Origin of the sequence: Streptomyces sp. L-9-10, assembly GCF_004151105.1 — a bacterium.
Classification (GTDB): domain Bacteria; phylum Actinomycetota; class Actinomycetes; order Streptomycetales; family Streptomycetaceae; genus Streptomyces.
Map to the genome: position 1 here is coordinate 1 of NZ_PHRF01000122.1, position 19,318 is coordinate 19,318.

Sequence of the window (19,318 nt, forward strand, 5' to 3'; positions counted from 1 at the left end):
AGCGGCCCGGCCAAGGATGAGGGCGGCGCCACGGCGCCGAGCGCGACCGGCGGCGAGGGTTCCGGTTCGACCGCCGACTCCGACTCCGGCTCCGGCGCCGATCCGGACGAACGGCCCGTTCCGGGCGGGCCCCGCTGTCCTTAGGACGCGCTTAAGGAACGCATCGGAAGCCGTTAAAGGTCCGGGCCGGGGCCGCCGCGGCGTCCGCGCCGCCGCAGCCGGTGGCCCCGGCGCGGCCCGTCCGCGGTGCGCCATCCGTCGAGGCCGATCCAGATCCGTACTTCGGTACCGCCGAGCACCGAGCGTCCGATCCGTACGTCGCCGCCCGTCGACTCGGCCACCCTGCGCACGATGTCCAGGCCCAGCCCGGTCGAGCCCTCCCGGCCGCCGCTGTTGCCCCGAGTGAGGGCGGCCTTCGGGTCGGCGATGCCGGAGCCCGCGTCCGAGACGAGGACGATCACGGCGTCCTCCCCGTTGTGCACGTCGACGGCGAAGGCCGTGCCCTCCGGGGTGTGGCGGAAGACGTTGCCGAGCAACGCGTCGAGGGCGGCGGCCAGTTCGGCGCGGACGACCGGTATGCGTACGGGACGGCCGATGCCCGCGACCCGTGCCGTACGGCCCTCGTCCTCCGCCAGCGCCGACCAGAAGTCCATCCGCTCCTTGACGACTTCCGAGACGTCGCACCCGCCGGCCGGACCCGCCGCCACCGTCTGCGGCTTGGCCTCACGGGCGGTACGGATGATCGTGTCGACCTCCCGCTCCAGCTGCGCGACCGCGGCCCTGGTCTGGTCGGCGGCCGGTCCCTCGCCCAGGGACGCGGCGTTGAGGCGCAGTACGGTGAGCGGGGTGCGCAGCCGGTGCGAGAGATCGGCCGCGAGTTCCCGCTCGTTGGCGAGGAGCCCGACGACCTGGTCGGCCATGGAGTTGAAGGCGATCGCGGCGGACCGCAGCTCGGCGGGGCCCTCCTCCGGGACCCGCGCGCCGAGTTTTCCCTCGCCCAGCGCGTGCGCGGCGCCCGCGAGCCGCTGGGCGGGCTCGACCATCCGTACGCCGAGCCGGTCGGCGACGGCGACGGATCCGACGATCAGCGCGATTCCCACTCCGGCGAGCACCAGCCAGGCGGTGGTGACGCCCTTGGACACCTCGTTCTGGGGGACGAAGATCTCGACGATCGCGATCCGGCCGGAGCTGATGGCGGTCGGCTGGAGCAGTACGGAGCCGCCCGCGACCTCGGCCATGGCCGCGCGGGGGATCCGCTGGACGGTCCACAGATCCTTCTCGGCGGCCCGTCCCCGCCCGATGTCCAGGCGACCGGACTCCGGCCCCGCCGCGGCCGGGACATGCACGGCCATCCGGCCGTCGGCACCGGCGTTGGTGGAGGCGATGGCCCGTTCCAGCTGCTCGCGGTCGGTGGTGATGGAGAGGGTGGGGGCGATGGCGGCGGCCTGGCGCTCGGCGTTGGAGAACGCGCGGTCCCTGGCCATCTCCTTGATGACCAGTCCGAGCGGGACGGCGAAGGCCACGACGACCATGGCCGTCACAGCCACGGCCACCTTGACCAGGGCCCATCTCATACGGGCGGCTCCGCGACGGGCGGGAGCGGCCCGGGGAGAGGCAACTCCCGTACGGGCGGCCCGGATACGGACCCCTCAGGGACGGGCGGAACGGGTGAGACGGGAGGGGCAGGCAGAACGGGCGAGGCAGGAGGAGCGGGCGGAACGGGCGGCTCCAGTTTCACGCCGACGCCCCGCAGCGTGTGCAGATAGCGCGGCCTGGCCGCGGTCTCGCCGAGTTTCCGCCGCAGCCAGGAGAGATGGACGTCGATGGTCTGGTCGTCGCCGTACGACTGCTGCCACACCTCCGCGAGCAGTTCCTTGCGCGCCACGACCACCCCCGGGCGTCCGGCGAGGAACGTCAGCAGGTCGAACTCCCGCCGGGTCAGATCCAGCCGGGCCCCGTCCAACTCGGCCTGGCGGCGCAGCGGATCGATGGAGAGCCCGCCGACCCGGATGACGCGCGGTGGCGTGGCCTCGCCGGCGGTGGCGCGCGAACGGCGCAGTACGGCCGCCAGCCTGGCCGCCAGATGCTCCACCGAGAACGGCTTGGTGAGGTAGTCGTCGGCGCCGTCGTTGAGCAGCCGTACGATCTCCGCCTCGTCGTCCCGCGCGGTGGCGATGATCACCGGTACGTCGGTGATGCCGCGCAGCATCTTCAGCGCCTCCGCGCCGTCCAGATCGGGCAGACCGAGGTCGAGAATGACCACGTCGAACTGGAAATGGGCCACCTCGCGCAGCGCCTCCAGAGCCGTACCGACGCTCCGCACGGTGTGGGAGGCCTCGGTCAAGTGCCTGATGAGAGCGGAGCGTACGAACTGGTCGTCCTCGACCACGAGCACACTGGGCATGGGCGGCACCGTACGCCATCCACGGGGTGCGGGAGGGCCGGTCTCCCGGGTCGGCCGTGACCGGTGCCCCTTCCCGGCGCTCACGGGACAGCCGTGGTGCGGGTGGTGCAGTATGGCCCGGATGCGCATGGGACTCGTACACACCCTGGCGTGGTCGCTCGCCACGGGCGCGGCGGTCACGCTGTCGTGGTGGGGCGTCCACTCGGTCATGGCGGGGACGGCGTACGATCCACCGCGCGCGCTCCCGCTGCCCGTGGACAGCGCGACGGAACCGGGCGCGAGCCCCGTCGCCTCGTCCACCTGGCGTCCCCCGAGCCCGTCCGCGAAGCCGCCCTCTTCGCCCGCGGCGGCACCGAGCAGCAGCGAACGGCCCTCATCGCATCCGCCGGCCGAGAAGACGAAGGACCAGGACGGGACAACGGGCGGGAGCACACACGAGCACGGGAACGGGGACGAGGGCGCGGGGTCGGGGTCGGGGTCGGGCTCCGATCCGTCCGGCGCCTCCGGCGAGGTGAAGGGCTATACGGTCGACGGCGGCCGGGTCGTCTTCGACATCGGGAGCGCCTCGGCCGAACTGGTCTCGGCGACGCCCGACAGCGGTTGGCAGATGCAGGTGTGGACACAACCGACCTGGATCCGGGTGACGTTCACCCGGGACGGCCGGGAGGTCTCGGTGTTCTGCACCTGGAACGGCCATCCGCCGATGGTGCAGTTCGATGACCGCTGAGCGAACGCGCCGGGCTATGTGAACGCGTCGGCCGGAGGCGGCGGCGACGCCTTGGCACTCGCGTCGGTCACCACGGCCGCGCCGCCGGTGAAGTCGGCCAGCGCCCGGCCGTGCTCCACCCGTCCCGGATGCGGATCGCTCGCGACCCGGCGGGTCAGCTCGGCGACGGGCAACTCACGGTCCGAGGCGAGCAGTACGGCGTTCCCGAAGCGGCGGCCCCGGAACACCACCGGATCGGCGGCGAGCGCGAGCCGCCCGAAGACGGCGGCGGCGGTGGCGATCTGGCCGCGCAGATGCGCCAGCGGCGGACCGTCCGCGAGATTGGCCGCGTAATGACCGTCCGGGCTCAGGGCCCGGCGTACGTCGCCCAGGAACTCGACGCTGGTCAGATGCGCGGGGGTACGGGCGCCGCCGAACACATCCGCGATCACCAGATCCGCCCAGCCGTCCGGCACTTTCGCGAGCCCGGCCCGCGCGTCGGCGGTGCGGACGCGGATACGGGCGTTCGGGTCCAGCGGCAGCCGCTCGCGCACGAAGTGGACGAGGGGACCGTCCACTTCGACGATCTGCTGGGTGGAGCGGGGGCGGGTGGCGGCGATGTAACGGGCGAGAGTGAAGGCCCCGCCACCGAGATGCACGACACGCAACGGCCGGCCCGCGGGCGCCACGAGATCGACGGCATGGCCGAGCCTGCGCTGATACGCGAAGGAGAGATGGGTGGGGTCGTCGAGGTCGACATGGGACTGCGGGGCCCCGTCGATCAGCAACGACCAGGCCCGCGCCCGCTCCCGGTCGGGCACCAGCTCGGCGCGACCGCCGTCGACATCCTCGGCCAGGACCGTCACGGAGGGCGCCCGGCGCCTGTTCTTTGCCACGCCTTCTATTTTGGGGGCTCGGTTCGCCTCCGGCTCACTCGCCACCGGAGACCGCGGCCGGAGGGGACGCGTCCGGCTATCTGCATCGGTCGGCGGCCTCAAGGAGCCGCGCCGCCTCGCCCAGCGCCTCCCTCAGCAGCGCCGGATCCGTGACCGGGCCCGTCGTATCGGGGTGGAGCAGCCAGGCCGAGCCGATGATCGGGGGTTCGGCGGGGATACGGAAACCCCGGCCGTTCGTCTGCGTACAGGCGCTGCCCGGCATGTCCCAGCCCGCGGCCGTACCCGGCGGGACCAGAAAGCCCAGGGTGTCGCACGGGCCGTCGTGGAGCACGGGTCCCACCTTGGGAGAGGCACCCCCGCGGCGCAGGATGTCCACCGCCTCGAAGCCCTGCCGGGCCGGCACCGTCACCAGGTCGCAGGGCTCCCCGGCGTCGTCCCCGGGACGCGCGCCGCACTCCTGGCCGGGCACGCGCCGAGCAGTCGTCCGCGAGCCACCACTGGTGTCCATACCGACCTCCACATTGAGCGTCTCCCACGCGGTTCAACGCGGAGCGGCGTCAACGGCTACGGCGGCGCACCGCCGAAAAAGATGGCAGTTCATGGCAGATCATGGGCGAGAAATCCGGTTTGTGGGCAAACTCTATGTGTCACGACCGTCACAGCCGGTACGTTCTGCCCGTCGGAACAACCGGAGTTGGGCACCGCGTCACACCGCACCGCACGCTCCGGGTGACCCGCGCGCACCAACGGCTGTACCAGGAGAGGGCTCGGCCATGGCGTTGTCTCGGGCAGTTCCCAACCTCGCCTTCCGCCGGCTGCGCGGGCGGCGCTCGCCGGGGGAGTTCGCCGCCGCCGTACGCAGGGCCGCGCGGGAGATCGGTGAACAAGTCGCCTGTGACGCACGTTATATCGGACGGGTGGAGGCAGGCGAGATCCGCTGCCCCAACTACGCGTACGAACGGGTTTTCCTGCACATGTTCCCCGGGCTGAGCCTGAAGGACCTGGGCTTCTGTCCACGCGAGCACGTACGCGGCAGAGCGGCGCGGGCCACGGCGACCACGGCGACCGCCATGAACAGAGCGGACAGAACAGGCAGAGCCGACAGGGTGGACACCACCAACAGCCGGAGCCGCACCAGCGATACGAGCGATACCGGCGACACCAGCGAGGAGAGCGACGTGCTGCGCCGCGCGTTCATGACGAGCGGCCCCGTCACGGTGGTGGCCGCCTCCCTCGGTCTCGGCGGTACGGCCGCCGCGGCCGTACCCCCGCCGCGGCGGACACCGCGGCCGGCCTGCGACGCCGAGGTGCTCGCCGTCGAGGCGGCCGTGCGGCGGATCCGGCTGCTGGACGACCGGCACGGCGCCGACGGGATCTACCGGCAGGCGGCCCAGCCGCTGCGCGCCGCCCACGCGCTGCTCGACTCGGGCATGCCCTCCCGCCAGTCCATCGCCGACCGGCTCTACGCGGGCGCCGGCGAGCTGTCGATCTCGGTGGGCTGGCTCGCCCATGACTCCGGCCGCTTCGACGACGCGCGCTCGCACTACGCGGAGGCGCTGGCGACGGCGCGGATGGCGAACGACCCCGGGGTGGAGGCGCACGCCTTCGCCAACACCTCGTTCCTGGCGAAGGATTCGGGCCGGTACCGGGAAGCGGTGCACACCGCGCAGGCGGGCCGGCGCGCCGCCAGGCATCTCGCCTCGCCACGGCTGCTGTCGCTGCTCTCCCTGCGCGAGGCGGCCGGCTGGGCCAAGCTGGGCGACCGTACGAACTGCGAGCGGTCGCTGTCCCGGGCCCACGGCCTCTTCGGCCGAGGCCCCTCGGACGCCGACCCCGAGTGGATGTCCTTCTTCGGCGAGCCGGAGCTGGAGTCACAGGAGGCGCTGTGTCACGCGGCGCTGGGCGACTGGTCACGCGCGGCGCGGCACGCCCACCGTGCGACGGCGCTCCAGGATCCGCACTTCGCCCGCAATCTGGCGCTCTACCGGGTGGAGCTGGCCACGGACCTGGCCCGCGCCGGCGCGCCGGACGAGGCGGCGGCGGCCGGCCATCAGGTGCTGGACGCGCTGGACGCCGTCCAGTCGTCCCGTATCCATACGAGACTGGCGGCCACGGCGCGGGTCCTGCTGCCGCAGCGGCGGCTGCCGGAGGTGGGCGCCTTCCTGGACCGCCACGCCTCGACGAACGTCCGGGCCTGAGGGCCGAAGCGGGAAGCCCGGATCCCCAGAGCCCCGGAGCCCCGGAGCCCGGAACCGTCAGCCCGAGCCCCCGTCAGCGCGTGAGATGCGCCGTGTCGTTCCAGACCTGGATCGCCGGCAGGTCGTACGCCCAGCTCAGCACCGACACCGACGTCGGGTCGAGCCGGATCCGCGCCGCGAACGAGATGTCCTCGCCCAGCCAGCGCGCGCCGATCGCGCGCAGGATGTGGCCATGGGCGAAGACCAGGACGTCACGGTCCGCCGAGCGCGCCCAGGAGACGACCTCGTCGGCGCGGGCGGAGACCTGCTCCAGGGTCTCGCCGTCCGGGACTCCGTCGCGCCAGATGAACCAGTCGGGCCGGTCCGCCTTTATCTGCGCCGGGGTCATGCCCTCGTACGCGCCGTAGTCGAACTCCATCAGCGCGTCCCACTCCTCGGCCCGGTCGCCGAACCCGGCCAGCGCGCAGGTCTCGGCGGCGCGCGCCAGCGGGCTGGTGCGTATCTCCACACCGGGCAGCCCCGACCACGGCGCCCGGTGGAGCCGTTCGCCCAGCAGCTCGGCGCCGCGCCGGCCCTCGTCGAGCAGCGGGATGTCCGTCCTGCCCGTGTGTTGGCCGGACAGCGACCACGCCGTCTGACCGTGCCGGGCGAGCAGGATGCGCGGTGCCATGAAGGTGCTCCCTGAGGTTCACAACTGGTGCCGTTCCATCATCGCGCACCTGAACGGAAGGCGATCTCCAGGGGCAACCTCCCGGAAGATCTCCGCGTCCCTCTCACCGTCAGGGGATGTTGTCGAACATTCTTCCGAAGGCACACCCGGCCGAGGGGCTCAATCTCGTACACCGTACGGTTGAACATCGGCCGACAGCTGCATGAAAATATGATGGAGATCGTCCGGATGCCGTACAGCGCCAGCGCGCCGCAGAGCCCTGGGACGACACATCCTCGCCCACGGCCTCGCTGGTGGACCGAGCTGACGCTGCTCGTCCTGGTCTACGCGGCGTACTCACTGGGCCGACTGCTCGCACGGGGCGACGTCTCGACCGCCGTCGACCACGGACTGGCGATCCTGCGGGTGGAGAAGGCGCTCCTCCTCAACGCCGAGCATCCGCTCAACCGGCTCTTCACCAGCACCCCGGCCCTCGGCATACCCGCCGACTTCGCCTACGCCTCGCTGCACTACCTCGTCACCCCGGCCGTCCTCGTCTGGCTCTTCCGCCGCCGCCCGGCCCGCTACCGGGCCGCCCGCACCTGGCTGATGCTCTCCACCGTCCTCGGCCTGGCCGGCTTCACCCTCCTGCCCACCTGCCCGCCCCGGCTGCTGGCGGCCGGACACGGCTTCGTCGACACCATGGCGCAGTACAGCTCGTACGGCTGGTGGGGCGACGAGGCGAGCGCGCCGCGCGGTCTCGGCGCGATGACCAACCAGTACGCGGCGATGCCGAGCCTGCATGTCGGCTGGGCCGTGTGGTGCGGGGTGCTGCTGTGGCGGCACGCCCGTGCCCCGCTGGTGAAGTGGCTGGGCGCCGGCTATCCGCTGGTCATCACCGTGGTGGTGATGGGGACCGCGAACCACTACTTCCTGGACGCGGTCGCGGGCGCGGCGGTGATGGGCCTCGGGGCGCTGCTGACCCGGCCGGCGCTGCGCGCGGCCGAGCGCGTACGGGCCGCGGCGCGGACCCGCTCCGGACGGTCGCCGACATCGGCCGACAGGTCCCCCGCCGCCGTCTCCCCGCCGTCCCCCGCCGCCTCCCCCGTGTCCTCTTCCGCCGCCTCGTCGCCCCGTGCGCCGTCCCGTGCCTCACCCCGTAACGGCCCGGTTGTCAGCGGCGGATGCGAGACTTCCGCGGGTGAGCGATTCCCTGGGCAGCGGGCCCGCACCGGCACCACCGGCACCACCTCCGCAGACGACACTCCGGCGACGGCTCGCTGAGCTGCGCGGCCCCGCCGTCGCGCCGCATCCGCTCGACGCCCGCGCGCTGGCGGCCCTCGCCGCCAACCCGGGCTGCCGGCGGCGCGCCCTGCTGGACGGCGCCGGGGTCGACAAGGCGGCGCTCGCGTCGGCGCTCGGCTCGCCCGCACCGTTCGGCCAGTCGCAGTTCGCGTTCATGCGCGGCAACGCCTTCGAGGCCAAGGTCAAGGCCGACGGCGGTACGGAGCTGATGCGACTGCTGTCCGAACGGCTCGGCGGGCAGTCTCCCCCGCCCGCCCCCGGTGAGGTCCTCGTCCCCGATCTGTCGGCGGCCGGTCCCGAGGGGCGTACGGCCCGTACGGCGCTGGCGCTGCGCGAGGCCACGGAGGCGCGGGCGTGGGCACTGCTCGACCATCCGCTGCTGGCTCTTGAGGTGGCGGGCTCCCCCGCGTATCTGGAGCCGGACGCGGTGGTGGTCCGTCCGGACGGCCGGTGGACGGTCGTGGAGATCAAGTCCTTCCCGATGATCGACGGTTCGGCGGACGCGGCGAAGGTGGGGGCGGCGGCGCGGCAGGCCGCGGTGTACGTACTGGCGCTGGAGCGGGTCGCCCTGCACACGGCGGGCGCGGAGGTGGCGGACCGCGTACTGCTGGTCTGCCCCAAGGACTTCTCCAACCTGCCGGCCGCGTCGGTCGTGGACGTACGCAAGCAGCTGTCGGTGACGCGCCGTCAGCTGGCCAGGCTGACGAGGATCGAGGACATCGCGGCCGGGCTGCCCGAGGGCACCACCTTCGATCTGGACCACTGCTCGGGCGAGGAGCTGACGGCCGCGGTCGAATCGGTCCCGGCGGCCTACGCGCCCGAATGCCTGTCCGCGTGCGAACTGGCATTCCACTGCCGCCACCGGGCCCGCGCTGAAGGCGCGGTGGAGGCGCTGGGCCGTGGCGTACGGGGCGAGCTGGGCGGTCTGACCACGGTCGGCGCGGTGCTGGCCGCGGCGCACGGCGGGGCGGGCGACCCGGCGGACCCGACGGTCCTCGCGCTGCGCAGGGCGGCCGCGCTGCGGGCGGAGGCACTGGCGGCGGCCGGGGCTTCGCGTGCGGCGACGGGCGGCGGAGGCGAAGGAGAGGCCGTCGAGGCGGTCGGCGAGGCGGTCGGCGAGGCGGTCGGCGAAGTGGCCCACGGGTCGGTCGCCGGGTCCGCGGGTGAGGCGGTCACATGTCGCTGATCAGTACGCTCGCCCGGCTGGAGGCCGTCGAGAGCGGACGCGCCCGGCCGCTGGCCACCGTCCGGCACCGCCGGATCTCGGACGAGCCGCTGGTGCTGGTACCGCTCACCACCGCGGGCGAGGCCGGTGCCCCGCTCGGCGCGCTGGTCGGGACGGACCGGGACGCGCCCCGGCTGCTGACCGTCGCGCAGCCGCGCGACCGCGATCTGCGGTTCGCGTTCCTCGGCGAGCTGGCCGAGGCCGTGCTGCCGTATCTCGACGCGTACGCCGATGTCATCGAGCCCGCCGAGCGCAGCGAGACGGACCCGGAGACCGGCAAGCGGGTCAAGGTCGAGGCCGAGCTGTGCGTGGACGCGCCGCAGCTGATCGTGCCGAGCCGGCCGGGCATCGACTTCGTACGGCTGCTGGGGCGGTCGATGCGGTTCCGGCGCACGGCCGAGGACGACCCGGACACGCCGTATCCCGCGCCGCCGCGCGTGCCGTTGCTCGGCCGCTGGCTGACGCACTACGGCGAGCGCGCCCGGGTGCCGGGGTCCTCGCTGCTGCTCGCGGCGACCGATCTGCTGAACCGTCACTGGGCGACCGGGCAGTCCAGCCTGGAGGACCAGCATCTCGGCGCGCTGCTCGCCTGGATCGATCCGCCCGAGGGCGCCTCGGGCGCCGAGGCGGCGCTCCGGGCCGAGCTGGACCGGGACCGCGGCGGACAGCTGTGCTGCCCCCCGGCGGGGCCCGCCACCGACCCGGCGTTCGACAACAGGCTGCTGGCGCCCGCCATCGAGGGGTACGACCGGGCCCGCCAGGCGCTCGCGGCGGCCGAGGACGGGCCCGGCGCGGAAGAGCAGCTGGCCCGGCTGACCGCCGCGGAGCGGGAGATCCGCGAGCTGCTGGCGGGCGTCATGCGGCCGACCTGGGACGCGGTGTGGCGCGGTCTCGACCTGCTGCGCGCGCTGCCCGAGGGAGCGCGCGTCACCGATCGCTGGACGCGCGACCGCTGGTCGTTCACCGGCCACCGCGACCGGGTGCGCGCCGGGGAGCCGCCGCAGCCGCGGCGGGACGACGCGGTGACGGCGGCGCGGAAGCTCGCCTCGCGCGAGACGGCGCAGGCGCAGCTGGAGGCCCAGGAGGCGCTGGACGATCCGCTGGTGTTCGCGGGGCGCAGGCTGTCGGGCGAGGCGTTCCTGAGCGAGGTGACGGAGGTGGTGATGGCGTACAGCGAGAGCAAACGGCCGAGCCCCCGCCCGCTGGTCACCGTCCGCACCGACGACCGGCCGCATCTGGAGGCGGGTACGAAGGTGTTCCGTTCGCTGGACGGCAAGCCGCAGTCGGCGGAGTTCGTACGGTCGTCCGCCGACGGGGCCGACGGGGCGGACGGGGCGGACGGGACCGACAGCGCCGACGGTGTGCTGGTGCTCCGGCTGACGGACCGTATGGGCCGTGGCAAGGAGCCCGCTCCCGGCTCCGTGCCGGAGAAGGGCGACCGGATCGCCTGGACGCTCTTCGAGCACGACCAGCGCGGTGGCCCGAGACTGCCGGACGCGGAGGAGACGCCGTGGACGCACGGCGGGCCGCCGGGTGCGGAGGACGCGCCCCGGGCCCAGACCGAGATCGCGACCGAGACCGGGACCCAAGCCCAGACCCAGGCCCACACCCAGGCCGAGACCGGGCCGACGGCCGAGGCTCCGGACCCGGTCACCGAGGAGGACTTCCTGTGACGGACACCGCCGCGTCGGAAACCGCGGCCCTGCCCGGCCCCGGCCGCCCCGGCCACGCGCCCTTCGACCCGGGCGCCGCCGCCGCGCGCGCCACCGACGCGATCCTGCGCGACACGCTGCACGGCACCCACCGCGGCGTGGTCGTCGACTCACCGCCCGGCGCGGGCAAATCGACGCTCGTCGTACGGGCCGCCCGCGAACTGGCCGCCGCCGGGCGGCCGTTGATGGTCGTCGCGCAGACCAACGCGCAGGTGGACGACCTGGTCGCGCGGCTCGCCGAGAAGGACCCCGAGCTGCCGGTCGGCCGGCTGCACAGCAATGACCCCGACCCGTACGACAAGGTCCTGGACGCGCTGCCGAACGTCCGCAAGTCCGCGAAGGCGGCGGATCTGGCGGGGCTCGACGTCGTGATCTCGACCGCGGCGAAGTGGGCGCATGTGCAGGGGGTCGAGCCCTGGCGGCACGCCATCGTGGACGAGGCGTACCAGATGCGTTCGGACGCGCTGCTCGCCGTCGCCGGGCTCTTCGAACGCGCGCTGTTCGTCGGCGACCCCGGCCAGCTCGACCCGTTCAGCGTGGTGGGCGCCGACCAGTGGGCTGGGCTGTCGTACGACCCGTCCGCGAGCGCGGTCTCCACGCTCCTCGCGCACAACCCCGAGCTGCCCCAGCACCGGCTGCCCGTGTCCTGGCGGCTGCCCGCGTCCGCGGCGCCGCTCGTGTCGGACGCGTTCTACCCGTACACGCCGTTCCGCAGCGGTACGGGCCACGGCGACCGGAGGCTCGCGTTCGGGGTGCCCTCCGACGGCTCGGGTCCCGACCGGGTGCTCGACGAGGCCGCCGAGTCCGGCTGGGGCCTGCTGGAGCTGCCCGCCCGGCGTACGCCCCGTACGGACCCGGAGGCGGTACGGGCCGTGGCGCTGGTCGTGCGCAGGGTGCTGGACCGGGGCGGCGCGGCCACCAGCGAGCGCTCCCCCGACGCGGTGCCGGTGACGGCCGACCGGATCGCGGTCGGCACCGCCCACCGCGACCAGGCGGCGGCGGTCCGCGCGGCCCTCGCGGAGCTGGGGGTGAGCGGGGTCGCGGTGGACACCGCGAACCGGCTCCAGGGCCGTGAGTTCGATGTCACGGTGGTGCTCCACCCGCTCTCCGGGCGGCCGGACGCCACCGCGTTCCATCTGGAGACGGGCCGGCTGTGCGTGCTCGCGTCCCGGCACCGGCACGCGTGTGTCGTCGTGTGCCGCGCGGGCGTGGCGGAGCTGCTGGACGAGCACCCCTCGACGGAGCCGGTGCGGCTGGGGGTGACGGTGAAGTTCCCGGACGGCTGGGAGGCGAACCACTCGGTTCTGGCCAAGCTCTCGGAGCACCGGGTGAGCTGGCGGCCCTGAGAAGGCGCACGATACGAGGGCCTGCCTGCGACGTAGCGCCGTCCGTCGCGGGCAGCCGGGACTTCGCGGGACTTCGCGGGCGGGCCCGAGGCCCTCTTGCGCCGGGCGGGACAATGGACGGTGGCCGAAAGGCCCCACACGCACGACAGGAGGAGAACCGATGGCGGATCCCGAGCGGAGCGAGCGGCGGCTGCGGCCGGCACCACTGCTCTTCGAGCCCTCGGAGGCGGTCGCCGACCCCGAGCACTTCTTCGACCTCGAATCCATCGATGACCCCGCCGACCTGCTGGCCAGGGCGACGGAGCTGACTCTCGCGTTCCGGGCGGCGACCGACCGGGCCGTCGAGTTCCAGGCGATCGCCGCCGCGCAGCTCGCCGATCCCCGCCGCTTCGACCGGCTGACGACGGCGGACATCGCGCTGCGCGCGCAGTGGACCGAGGACTACGCGAAGAAGATGGTCGAGTTCGGCCGGGACCTGCTGAGCGGCGAGGGCCTGGCGAGCCAGTGAGGCCGACGGGACGGCACGGCACTGGCGGGTCTGTGTGTCACCCATGTGGCATATGCGTGGCGCAGGTTACGCCTCCCCGCGCCGCCCTGTCCCGTCTTTCGCGAACTCTCGGGAACGGGTCCATTACTCCCGGTAGATCTGACTGTCATGAGCGCATGGCTACGAGATGAATCCCCGCTGAGTCCCGGCATGAGCGACGACGAGCGCCGCACCGACATCTTCGGTCTTCTCCGTGACGAGGGCGGCCCTCAGACCGCGCGGGTCACCCAGGCCGGGGCGGAGTGGCTCGCCTCCGCAGGACCGTACCCCCGCTCCACGCTCTCCCTCTGGACCGCCCGTCCGACCGCGCCCGCGGTGCTGCCCTGTGGCTCCGCCTTCGACGTGGTGAACGCCCCCGCGTTCTTCGGCCGGCGCATGCTGGACCGGCTGTGGGCGGACGGCCCCGGCTCCGGGCCGGTCGCCGCGTACCGCGGCCGTACGCTCCTGTTCGCCGCGCCGGGCACCGCCCAGCGGCTGCCGTCCCTGCTCTCCTGGGAGGAGTGGGGCGGCGGCTCGGGCGGCGGTGAGCCGGAGACGGCGCCGCCTCCCCTGCTCTGCCACGGCACCGGTGACGCGGTGACCGTCCCCCCGCTGTCACCGGGACCCGCGTCGGGGCCGCGCTGGATGGTCGCCCCCGACACCCGCCACCCCTGGCTGCCCGGACCCGATGTGCTGCTCTGGGCCTGCGTACGGGCGGCCCGCGACCAGGCGGCGGCCGGGCCGGGCTCCGTACCGCGCCCCAGGACGGCGCCTGAACCGTCGTCGTCGGCGGCCGCCCGACTGCCCCGGTCACGCTCCTGACCATGGGAAACACCTGCTGAAGGGGCCTGTCTGTATCGATTTTTCTTCGCGCCGATCCGGGTGCTAAGGTCTACGACGTCAGCAGGCGCCGCTAGCTCAGTTGGTTAGAGCAGCTGACTCTTAATCAGCGGGTCCGGGGTTCGAGTCCCTGGCGGCGCACAGACACGGAGGAGCCCCTCGCGCGAGCGAGGGGCTCCTCCGTTTTCCGCGTACACGTTTCCGCGTACAGGGCACGAGGCGTGAGGCCCCGGGGTTCTAGGACGTGACCTCCGGGGTGATCTTGACGGTCCAGGCTCCCGTGGGGGTACGGTCCGCCACCTCCACCCGTGTCCGCTCCTGCTCCACCGTGAAGGTCTCGCCGACCCCCAGCGGCGCGTCCGCCAGCGGCGGATAGACCGACCGGTCCCAGCAGCCCTCGCCGCCCGGGTGGGTGTCCACCACCTCGACCGGGCCACCGCCCGACGCCGTCTCGCCGCGTACCCGGTAGATCAGCACCCCCTCGGTGCAGGTGTGCAGATCATTTCCGGTCGCCGCGCGCGCCTCGATGGCCAGCGCGGTGTTCCGGCCGGTCCTGACGACCGCGAGCCGGGTCCCGGCGCTCCCGCCGGGGGTGGGCGCCGCCGCGATCGGCTCCAGGGTGAGCAGGCTCGTGCCCGTGGGCGGTACGCACCGCACCTGCCGCTGGTCCAGCCAGCCGAGCTTCCACTTGTGCCAGCCGAAGAGATCCGGCGCCATCCCGAACTGGCTTCCCATCACATCCCAGTCACCGACATAGGTGTCCCAGTCGCCCCTGCCGTCCGTGGGCCGGTGGTACAGGTCCGCCAGATCGAAGACATGCCCGGTCTCGTGGGCCAGCACGTTGCGGTCCGGCGGGTGCCGCTCGAAGACGGTGACGATGCGCCGGATGTCCGTGCCGTCCGCCCGCATCGGCCGGTCGAAGTTGACCACCTTCGTGGCATCGGAGTCGACACCGGGCGCGTCCGGATCGGCGACCAGATACACGACGTCGTAGCGCGAGAAGTCGACCGCCGGATCGGCCGCGGCCAGCGCGTCCCGCAGATAGGCCGTGCGCCGGGCGGGCTCCCAGTCGCGCCGTATCCCGTAGTCGGTGGACGCGTGCGGCATCCGGAACCACTGGAGCCGCGGGTGGGCGCGGAGCGCGAACTTGCCGTACGACGCCTGCTCGTAGAAGCGGCTGGTGGCCGGAAAGTGGTCGGCCGCCAGTTCGGCGGGGTCGGCCAGCGGCGCCGAGTCGGGAAAGGAGAGAAAGATCATGACCGCGTCGAGGACACGGTCCGGGCGCGGATAGGAGGCGTTCCAGGTGTCGAGGCCGAGGGAGTGATGGGCGCCGGTACGCGGCAGGGCGCAGGGCCCCTCGGGGGCCGAGGCCCCGGCGGGCCCGGCGATCAGCGATGTGGCGGCGAGCGCCACGAGGGAGGTCACGGCGGCCGCGGTCCTGCGCAGGCGGGGCCGTTCCACTCCCCCGGGTGGCTGCGGACGCTCCACATCGACCTCCGGCTCCGGATTGGGGGGCACCACTCCCCACCCTGGGTCGGTTTGTACGACTATGCCCTGTTCCGCTGCACCACATGGGTGAGGGGCCTTGTGATCACTGGGTCGACAACCCGACACCCCGGCGCATCACGGAAAGTCACAAGCGATCACGGCGGGCTCTTCCGGTGCCACAGACGTGCAGAAACGATCGCGCGGTAGCACGCCGACGGGATTCCGCGGACTCTTCGATGTCCAGGAGCTGGAACGGCCGCCCGGCCTCCCTCTATGATCGGCACACTTTCCCTGGCAGACCGTCCCGACCACTCTGTACGACACGTCTGTACGACACGACTGCACCGCGGGAGCGAGCCGTGAGCGGAACCTCCGAAGGGCCGCGTCCAGCGGTGGTCGCGGCGGCGGGCATCGCACGGCCACCCGTCACGGAGCGTCATACCTTCGGCAGAACAGCCACCGAGCCATCGGACGGGCGTGACGCACACACACCGGGCGGCGCACGCACACCGCGCGATGTCCTCACGCCGGGCGACGCACAGGACTTCCGCGGCGCCTTCCGGGCCGCCGAACTCGCCATGGCCGTGATGGACCACGAGGGCACGGTCGTCAGCGCCAACGACGCGCTCGCCGTGCTCCTCGACACCGAACCCGCCGCGCTGAACGGCCGGGCCGCGGCCGATCTCGTCGACCTCGCCTCCGACAGCCGCACCTGGGACGCCTATCGCGCGGTGCTGGAGCGCCGGCGCGCCCGCTTCCGCTGCACCCGCCGGCTCAAGCACCCCGACGGACGGACCCTCTGGGCCGAGGTCACCGTCGTCCCCGTACCGGAGGGAGGCGGGGCCCTGCTGTCGATCGCGGACATCAGCGACCGGCGCGAGCTCCAGGCGCGGCTGCGCCATCTCCAGATGCACGACCCGGTGACCCGGCTGCCCAACCGCACCCTGTTCTTCGAGCGGCTCGCCTCCGCGCTGGAGGCCTCGACGTACGACGGCGTGACGTACGGCGTGTCCCCGGCCTATCTGGACCGCCGGCCGTACGGCGATGGCAGAACAGGGCGGATCGGGCTGTGCTACCTCGATCTCGACGGCTTCAAGGCCGTCAACGACACCCTCGGCCACCGCACCGGCGACCGGCTGCTCGCGGCCGTGGCGACCCGGCTCACCGAGTGCGCCGACCACGACGGCTACACGCGCAGCGGCGGCCATCTGGTCGCCCGGCTGGGCGGGGACGAGTTCGCGATCCTCGTCGAGGACTCCACCGGTACGGAACAACTCGCCGATCTGGCGCGCTCCGTACTCACCGCGCTCCAGCGCCCCTTCGACCTGGCCGGGCAGCGGCTCTCGGTCTCGGCGTCGATCGGGGTCGTGGAACGGGTCGCCGAGGGCACCACCCCGACCGGTCTGATGCAGGCCGCCGACACCACGCTGTACTGGGCGAAGGCCGACGGCAAGGCCCGCTGGACCCTCTTCGACCCGGAGCGCAACGCCCACCGGATGACCCGGCAGGCGCTCACCTCGACGCTGCGGCCGGCCGTGGAGCGCGAGGAGTTCGTGCTCCAGTACCAGCCGCTGGTGGGGATGGCCGACGGGGTCGTACGGGGGGTGGAGGCGCTGGTGCGCTGGAACCACCCGCAGTTCGGGACTCTGGCGCCGAATCGGTTCATCGGGATCGCCGAGGAGGACGGCTCGATCGTGCAGCTCGGCCGCTGGGTGCTGCGTACGGCATGCCGCCAGGCGAGACGGTGGCAGCTGGACCACCCGCACACCCGGCCGCTCTTCGTCAGCGTCAATGTCGCCGTACGCCAGGTCTGGGACTCCGATCTGGTCGCGGACGTGGCGGAGATCCTCGCGGAGACCGGTCTCGCGCCCCAGCTGCTGCAACTGGAGCTGACGGAGTCGGCGGTGATGGGCTCGGCGGGCCGGCCGCTCCAGGCGCTCCAGGCGCTGAGCGACATGGGCGTACGGATCGCGATCGACGACTTCGGGACGGGGTACTCGAACCTCGCGTATCTCAGCCGGCTGCCCGTCTCCGTCCTCAAGCTGGACGGCTCGTTCGTCCGCGGTTTCCGCTACGACGAGGGCGTCCACCCGAGCCCGGCCGACGAGACGATCGTGGAGGCCCTGATCCAGCTCGCGCACCGGCTGGGTCTGACGGTCACCGCGGAGTGTGTGGAGACCTCCGGCCAGGCGGCGCGGCTCCAGCGGATCGGCTGTGACACGGGGCAGGGCTGGCTCTTCTCCCGTCCGGTGGCGCCGGAACGGATCGCGGAGATGGTCGCGGTCAGCCCGAGAGGCGCCTGACGGCCGTTCCCGTCCCGTCCGGGATGTGACGGCCGCTCACGCCCTTGTGCGATGCCCGTACCCGAACAGATGGGCCCGTGACTGGCGGGGACTCGCCATTCGTCCGGGCGCCCTTGCCGGTGATCGGGACGCTGGGTGATCGTGGAAGGGCGTCCCGGCGTCTGTCCCGCCGGGACGCTGGACCATGGCGGCGAGAAGACTGGGGCGCGAGGCATGAGCTGGGGAACGGTCAAGACCGGCGGCGGGGCCGAGGGCGAACGCGCGGGGGGCGAGGATCCGCGGATCCGCCGGACAGGCCCCGGGTCGTCGGCGGACACGGCTCAGCCCGGACCCGGGCCGAAGCACGGCAAGTAACGCGGTGACGGACGCCGGGCCACATGCGTTCCGTACAGGTGCCGCCGAGCGGGCCGCCATGCGAGGGCTGCTCGACGGGCTGCGCGGCGCCCTGGCCGGGCCGCTCGCGCCGGAGTGGGAGCGTGCCTTCTGGGCGGTTCCGCGGCACCGGTTCCTGCCGGAAAGAGTCTGGATCGATGAAGATCTGACGGCCTGTACCCGTGGCGCGGCACCGGACCACTGGCTCCGCGCCGCATACGCGAACGGTCCGGTGGTGACGGCGATCGATGACGGGATCGGTGACGGCGGCGACGACACGATCGAAGGCTGGATCGACGACGGGACCGACGACGTCCGGGACCCGGGCGACGGCGGGCGCCGGGCCTCGTCCTCGGCGTCGGCCCCGTCGATCGTCTTCCGTATGCTGCGCCTGCTGGCGGTGGAGGACGGTCACCGCGTGCTGGAGATCGGCACCGGTACCGGCTGGAACGCCGGGCTGATGGCGCATCGGCTGGGCAGCGAGCGGGTGACCACCGTCGAGCTGGATCCCCGGCTCAGCGCGCAGGCCGCCCGCCGTCTCCGGAGCGCCGGCCTGGAGCCCCGGATCATCACCGGGGACGGCGCGGCGGGGTACGCGCCGGGCGCGCCGTACGACCGGGTCGTCGCCACCTGCTCCGTACGACGGGTGCCGGGCGCCTGGCTGGAGCAGACCCGGCCGGGCGGGGTGATCCTGACGCCCTGGGAATCGCCTTGGTTCCGCTTCGGGCTGCTGCGGCTCACCGTACGGGACGACGGCAGCGCGTCCGGCCGGTTCTCCCCGCACTCCGCCTTCACGCTCATCCGCAACCAGCGCACGGACCTGCGGATCTACCGCGATGTCGTGGAGGACCACCAGATACCGGAGCGGTCCGCCACGCGGCTGTGCCCCTGGGCGGTGGCGGGCGACGACCCGGCCGCGCGCTTCGCCATCGGTCTGCGGCTCCCGGACGTCTGGCGCGCCTGGCACGACAGCCCGGATGTGCACGGGGTGGCGTCCCGGCTCTGGCTCGCCACCACCGACACCACGTCCTGGGCGGCCGTCGACTGGGACAGCCGGACGGACAAGCGGCTCACGGTCTGGCAGTACGGCCCCCGCAGGCTGTGGGACGAGGTCGAGGCGACGTACCGGTGGTGGCTCCGGGCCGGCAGTCCCGGCCCGGAGCGCTTCGGCCTGACCGTCACCCCTGACGGCCGGCAGACACCGTGGCTCCACACCCCGGCGGGGGTCCTCACGACCGGGCCGGAGGGCGCCTAGGGCCTCTCGTTTGGATCATGCCGGGCTCGCGTGCCCGCGGTGACATCAGCCGCTGCCGCGGCGGGCCGCGCCTCGCCGCGTTGTCGTCGGTCA

General features: G+C 73.4%; 15 protein-coding genes, 1 tRNA gene and 1 pseudogene. 11 read left to right on the plus strand and 6 right to left on the minus strand.

The features are described 5' to 3' along the window. Positions 1-173 precede the first annotated feature (173 nt). Both CU044_RS28905 and CU044_RS28910 read right to left on the minus strand, forming a co-directional pair. Positions 174-1,574 (minus strand): HAMP domain-containing sensor histidine kinase, encoded by a 1,401-nt coding sequence (locus CU044_RS28905; RefSeq protein ID WP_129771714.1) that lies wholly within the window; start codon positions 1,572-1,574, stop codon positions 174-176. After that, complete coding sequence (locus tag CU044_RS28910) at positions 1,571-2,404, minus strand: response regulator transcription factor (protein WP_240045908.1); 834 nt, start codon at positions 2,402-2,404, stop codon at positions 1,571-1,573. The genes CU044_RS28905 and CU044_RS28910 overlap by 4 nt, the downstream gene beginning before the upstream one ends. A 121-nt stretch (positions 2,405-2,525) precedes the next feature. On the opposite strand from CU044_RS28910, the gene CU044_RS28915 reads away from it, so the two are divergent. Further along, complete coding sequence (locus CU044_RS28915) at positions 2,526-3,131, plus strand: hypothetical protein (RefSeq protein ID WP_165371995.1); 606 nt, start codon at positions 2,526-2,528, stop codon at positions 3,129-3,131. Positions 3,132-3,145: 14 nt separating this feature from the next. On the opposite strand, the gene CU044_RS28920 is transcribed toward CU044_RS28915, so the two are convergent. Both CU044_RS28920 and CU044_RS28925 read right to left on the minus strand, forming a co-directional pair. Then, positions 3,146-4,006, minus strand: coding sequence for a fused MFS/spermidine synthase (locus tag CU044_RS28920; RefSeq protein WP_129771716.1), 861 nt, complete (start codon positions 4,004-4,006; stop codon positions 3,146-3,148). A gap of 76 nt (positions 4,007-4,082) precedes the next feature. Further along, the gene (locus CU044_RS28925) at positions 4,083-4,514 is read right to left on the minus strand and encodes a hypothetical protein (protein WP_193564105.1); all 432 of its coding nucleotides are present in this window, start codon (positions 4,512-4,514) and stop codon (positions 4,083-4,085) included. A 265-nt stretch (positions 4,515-4,779) separates the two neighbouring features. On the opposite strand from CU044_RS28925, the gene CU044_RS28930 reads away from it, so the two are divergent. Next, positions 4,780-6,204: a tetratricopeptide repeat protein gene (locus CU044_RS28930; RefSeq protein WP_129771717.1), complete on the plus strand. Its 1,425-nt coding sequence runs from the start codon at positions 4,780-4,782 to the stop codon at positions 6,202-6,204. A gap of 73 nt (positions 6,205-6,277) precedes the next feature. Here CU044_RS28930 and CU044_RS28935 read toward each other — a convergent pair whose 3' ends face one another. Beyond that, complete coding sequence (locus CU044_RS28935; protein WP_129771718.1) at positions 6,278-6,874, minus strand: histidine phosphatase family protein; 597 nt, start codon at positions 6,872-6,874, stop codon at positions 6,278-6,280. Positions 6,875-7,102: 228 nt separating this feature from the next. Here CU044_RS28935 and CU044_RS28940 point away from each other — a divergent pair, with 228 nt between their 5' ends. The 7 genes and pseudogenes from CU044_RS28940 to CU044_RS28970 all read left to right on the plus strand — a co-directional run bounded on the left by CU044_RS28940 (position 7,103) and on the right by CU044_RS28970 (position 13,948). Next, the gene (locus tag CU044_RS28940; protein ID WP_129771722.1) at positions 7,103-8,137 is read left to right on the plus strand and encodes a phosphatase PAP2 family protein; all 1,035 of its coding nucleotides are present in this window, start codon (positions 7,103-7,105) and stop codon (positions 8,135-8,137) included. Further along, a complete protein-coding gene (locus tag CU044_RS28945) occupies positions 8,055-9,344 on the plus strand; it encodes a hypothetical protein (protein WP_240045909.1) in 1,290 nt (429 codons plus the stop codon). Before CU044_RS28940 ends, CU044_RS28945 begins: the two co-directional genes overlap by 83 nt. Continuing rightward, positions 9,335-10,924 (plus strand): annotated as a pseudogene (locus CU044_RS28950) (hypothetical protein); the annotation flags it as partial. The gene CU044_RS28945 and the pseudogene CU044_RS28950, both read left to right, overlap by 10 nt. 161 nt (positions 10,925-11,085) lie before the next feature. Then, positions 11,086-12,441, plus strand: a complete 1,356-nt coding sequence (locus CU044_RS28955; protein WP_129771723.1) for an AAA domain-containing protein — start codon at positions 11,086-11,088, stop codon at positions 12,439-12,441. 160 nt (positions 12,442-12,601) lie between these two features. Continuing rightward, the gene (locus CU044_RS28960; protein WP_129771719.1) at positions 12,602-12,949 is read left to right on the plus strand and encodes a hypothetical protein; all 348 of its coding nucleotides are present in this window, start codon (positions 12,602-12,604) and stop codon (positions 12,947-12,949) included. 147 nt (positions 12,950-13,096) lie between these two features. Beyond that, the gene (locus CU044_RS28965; RefSeq protein WP_240045910.1) at positions 13,097-13,789 is read left to right on the plus strand and encodes a hypothetical protein; all 693 of its coding nucleotides are present in this window, start codon (positions 13,097-13,099) and stop codon (positions 13,787-13,789) included. Between the two features lie 85 nt (positions 13,790-13,874). Continuing rightward, positions 13,875-13,948, plus strand: a tRNA-Lys gene (locus CU044_RS28970). Between the two features lie 96 nt (positions 13,949-14,044). Here the strand turns inward: CU044_RS28970 and CU044_RS28975 are convergent. After that, positions 14,045-15,295 (minus strand): M6 family metalloprotease domain-containing protein, encoded by a 1,251-nt coding sequence (locus CU044_RS28975; RefSeq protein ID WP_129771724.1) that lies wholly within the window; start codon positions 15,293-15,295, stop codon positions 14,045-14,047. 359 nt (positions 15,296-15,654) lie between these two features. Here CU044_RS28975 and CU044_RS28980 point away from each other — a divergent pair, with 359 nt between their 5' ends. Both CU044_RS28980 and CU044_RS28985 read left to right on the plus strand, forming a co-directional pair. After that, on the plus strand, positions 15,655-17,598 hold the full coding sequence (locus tag CU044_RS28980) for an EAL domain-containing protein (protein WP_129771720.1): 1,944 nt from the start codon (positions 15,655-15,657) through the stop codon (positions 17,596-17,598). Between the two features lie 358 nt (positions 17,599-17,956). Next, entirely contained in the window at positions 17,957-19,225 is a 1,269-nt protein-coding gene (locus tag CU044_RS28985; protein ID WP_240045911.1) for a methyltransferase domain-containing protein, read from the plus strand. Positions 19,226-19,318: the final 93 nt, after the last annotated feature.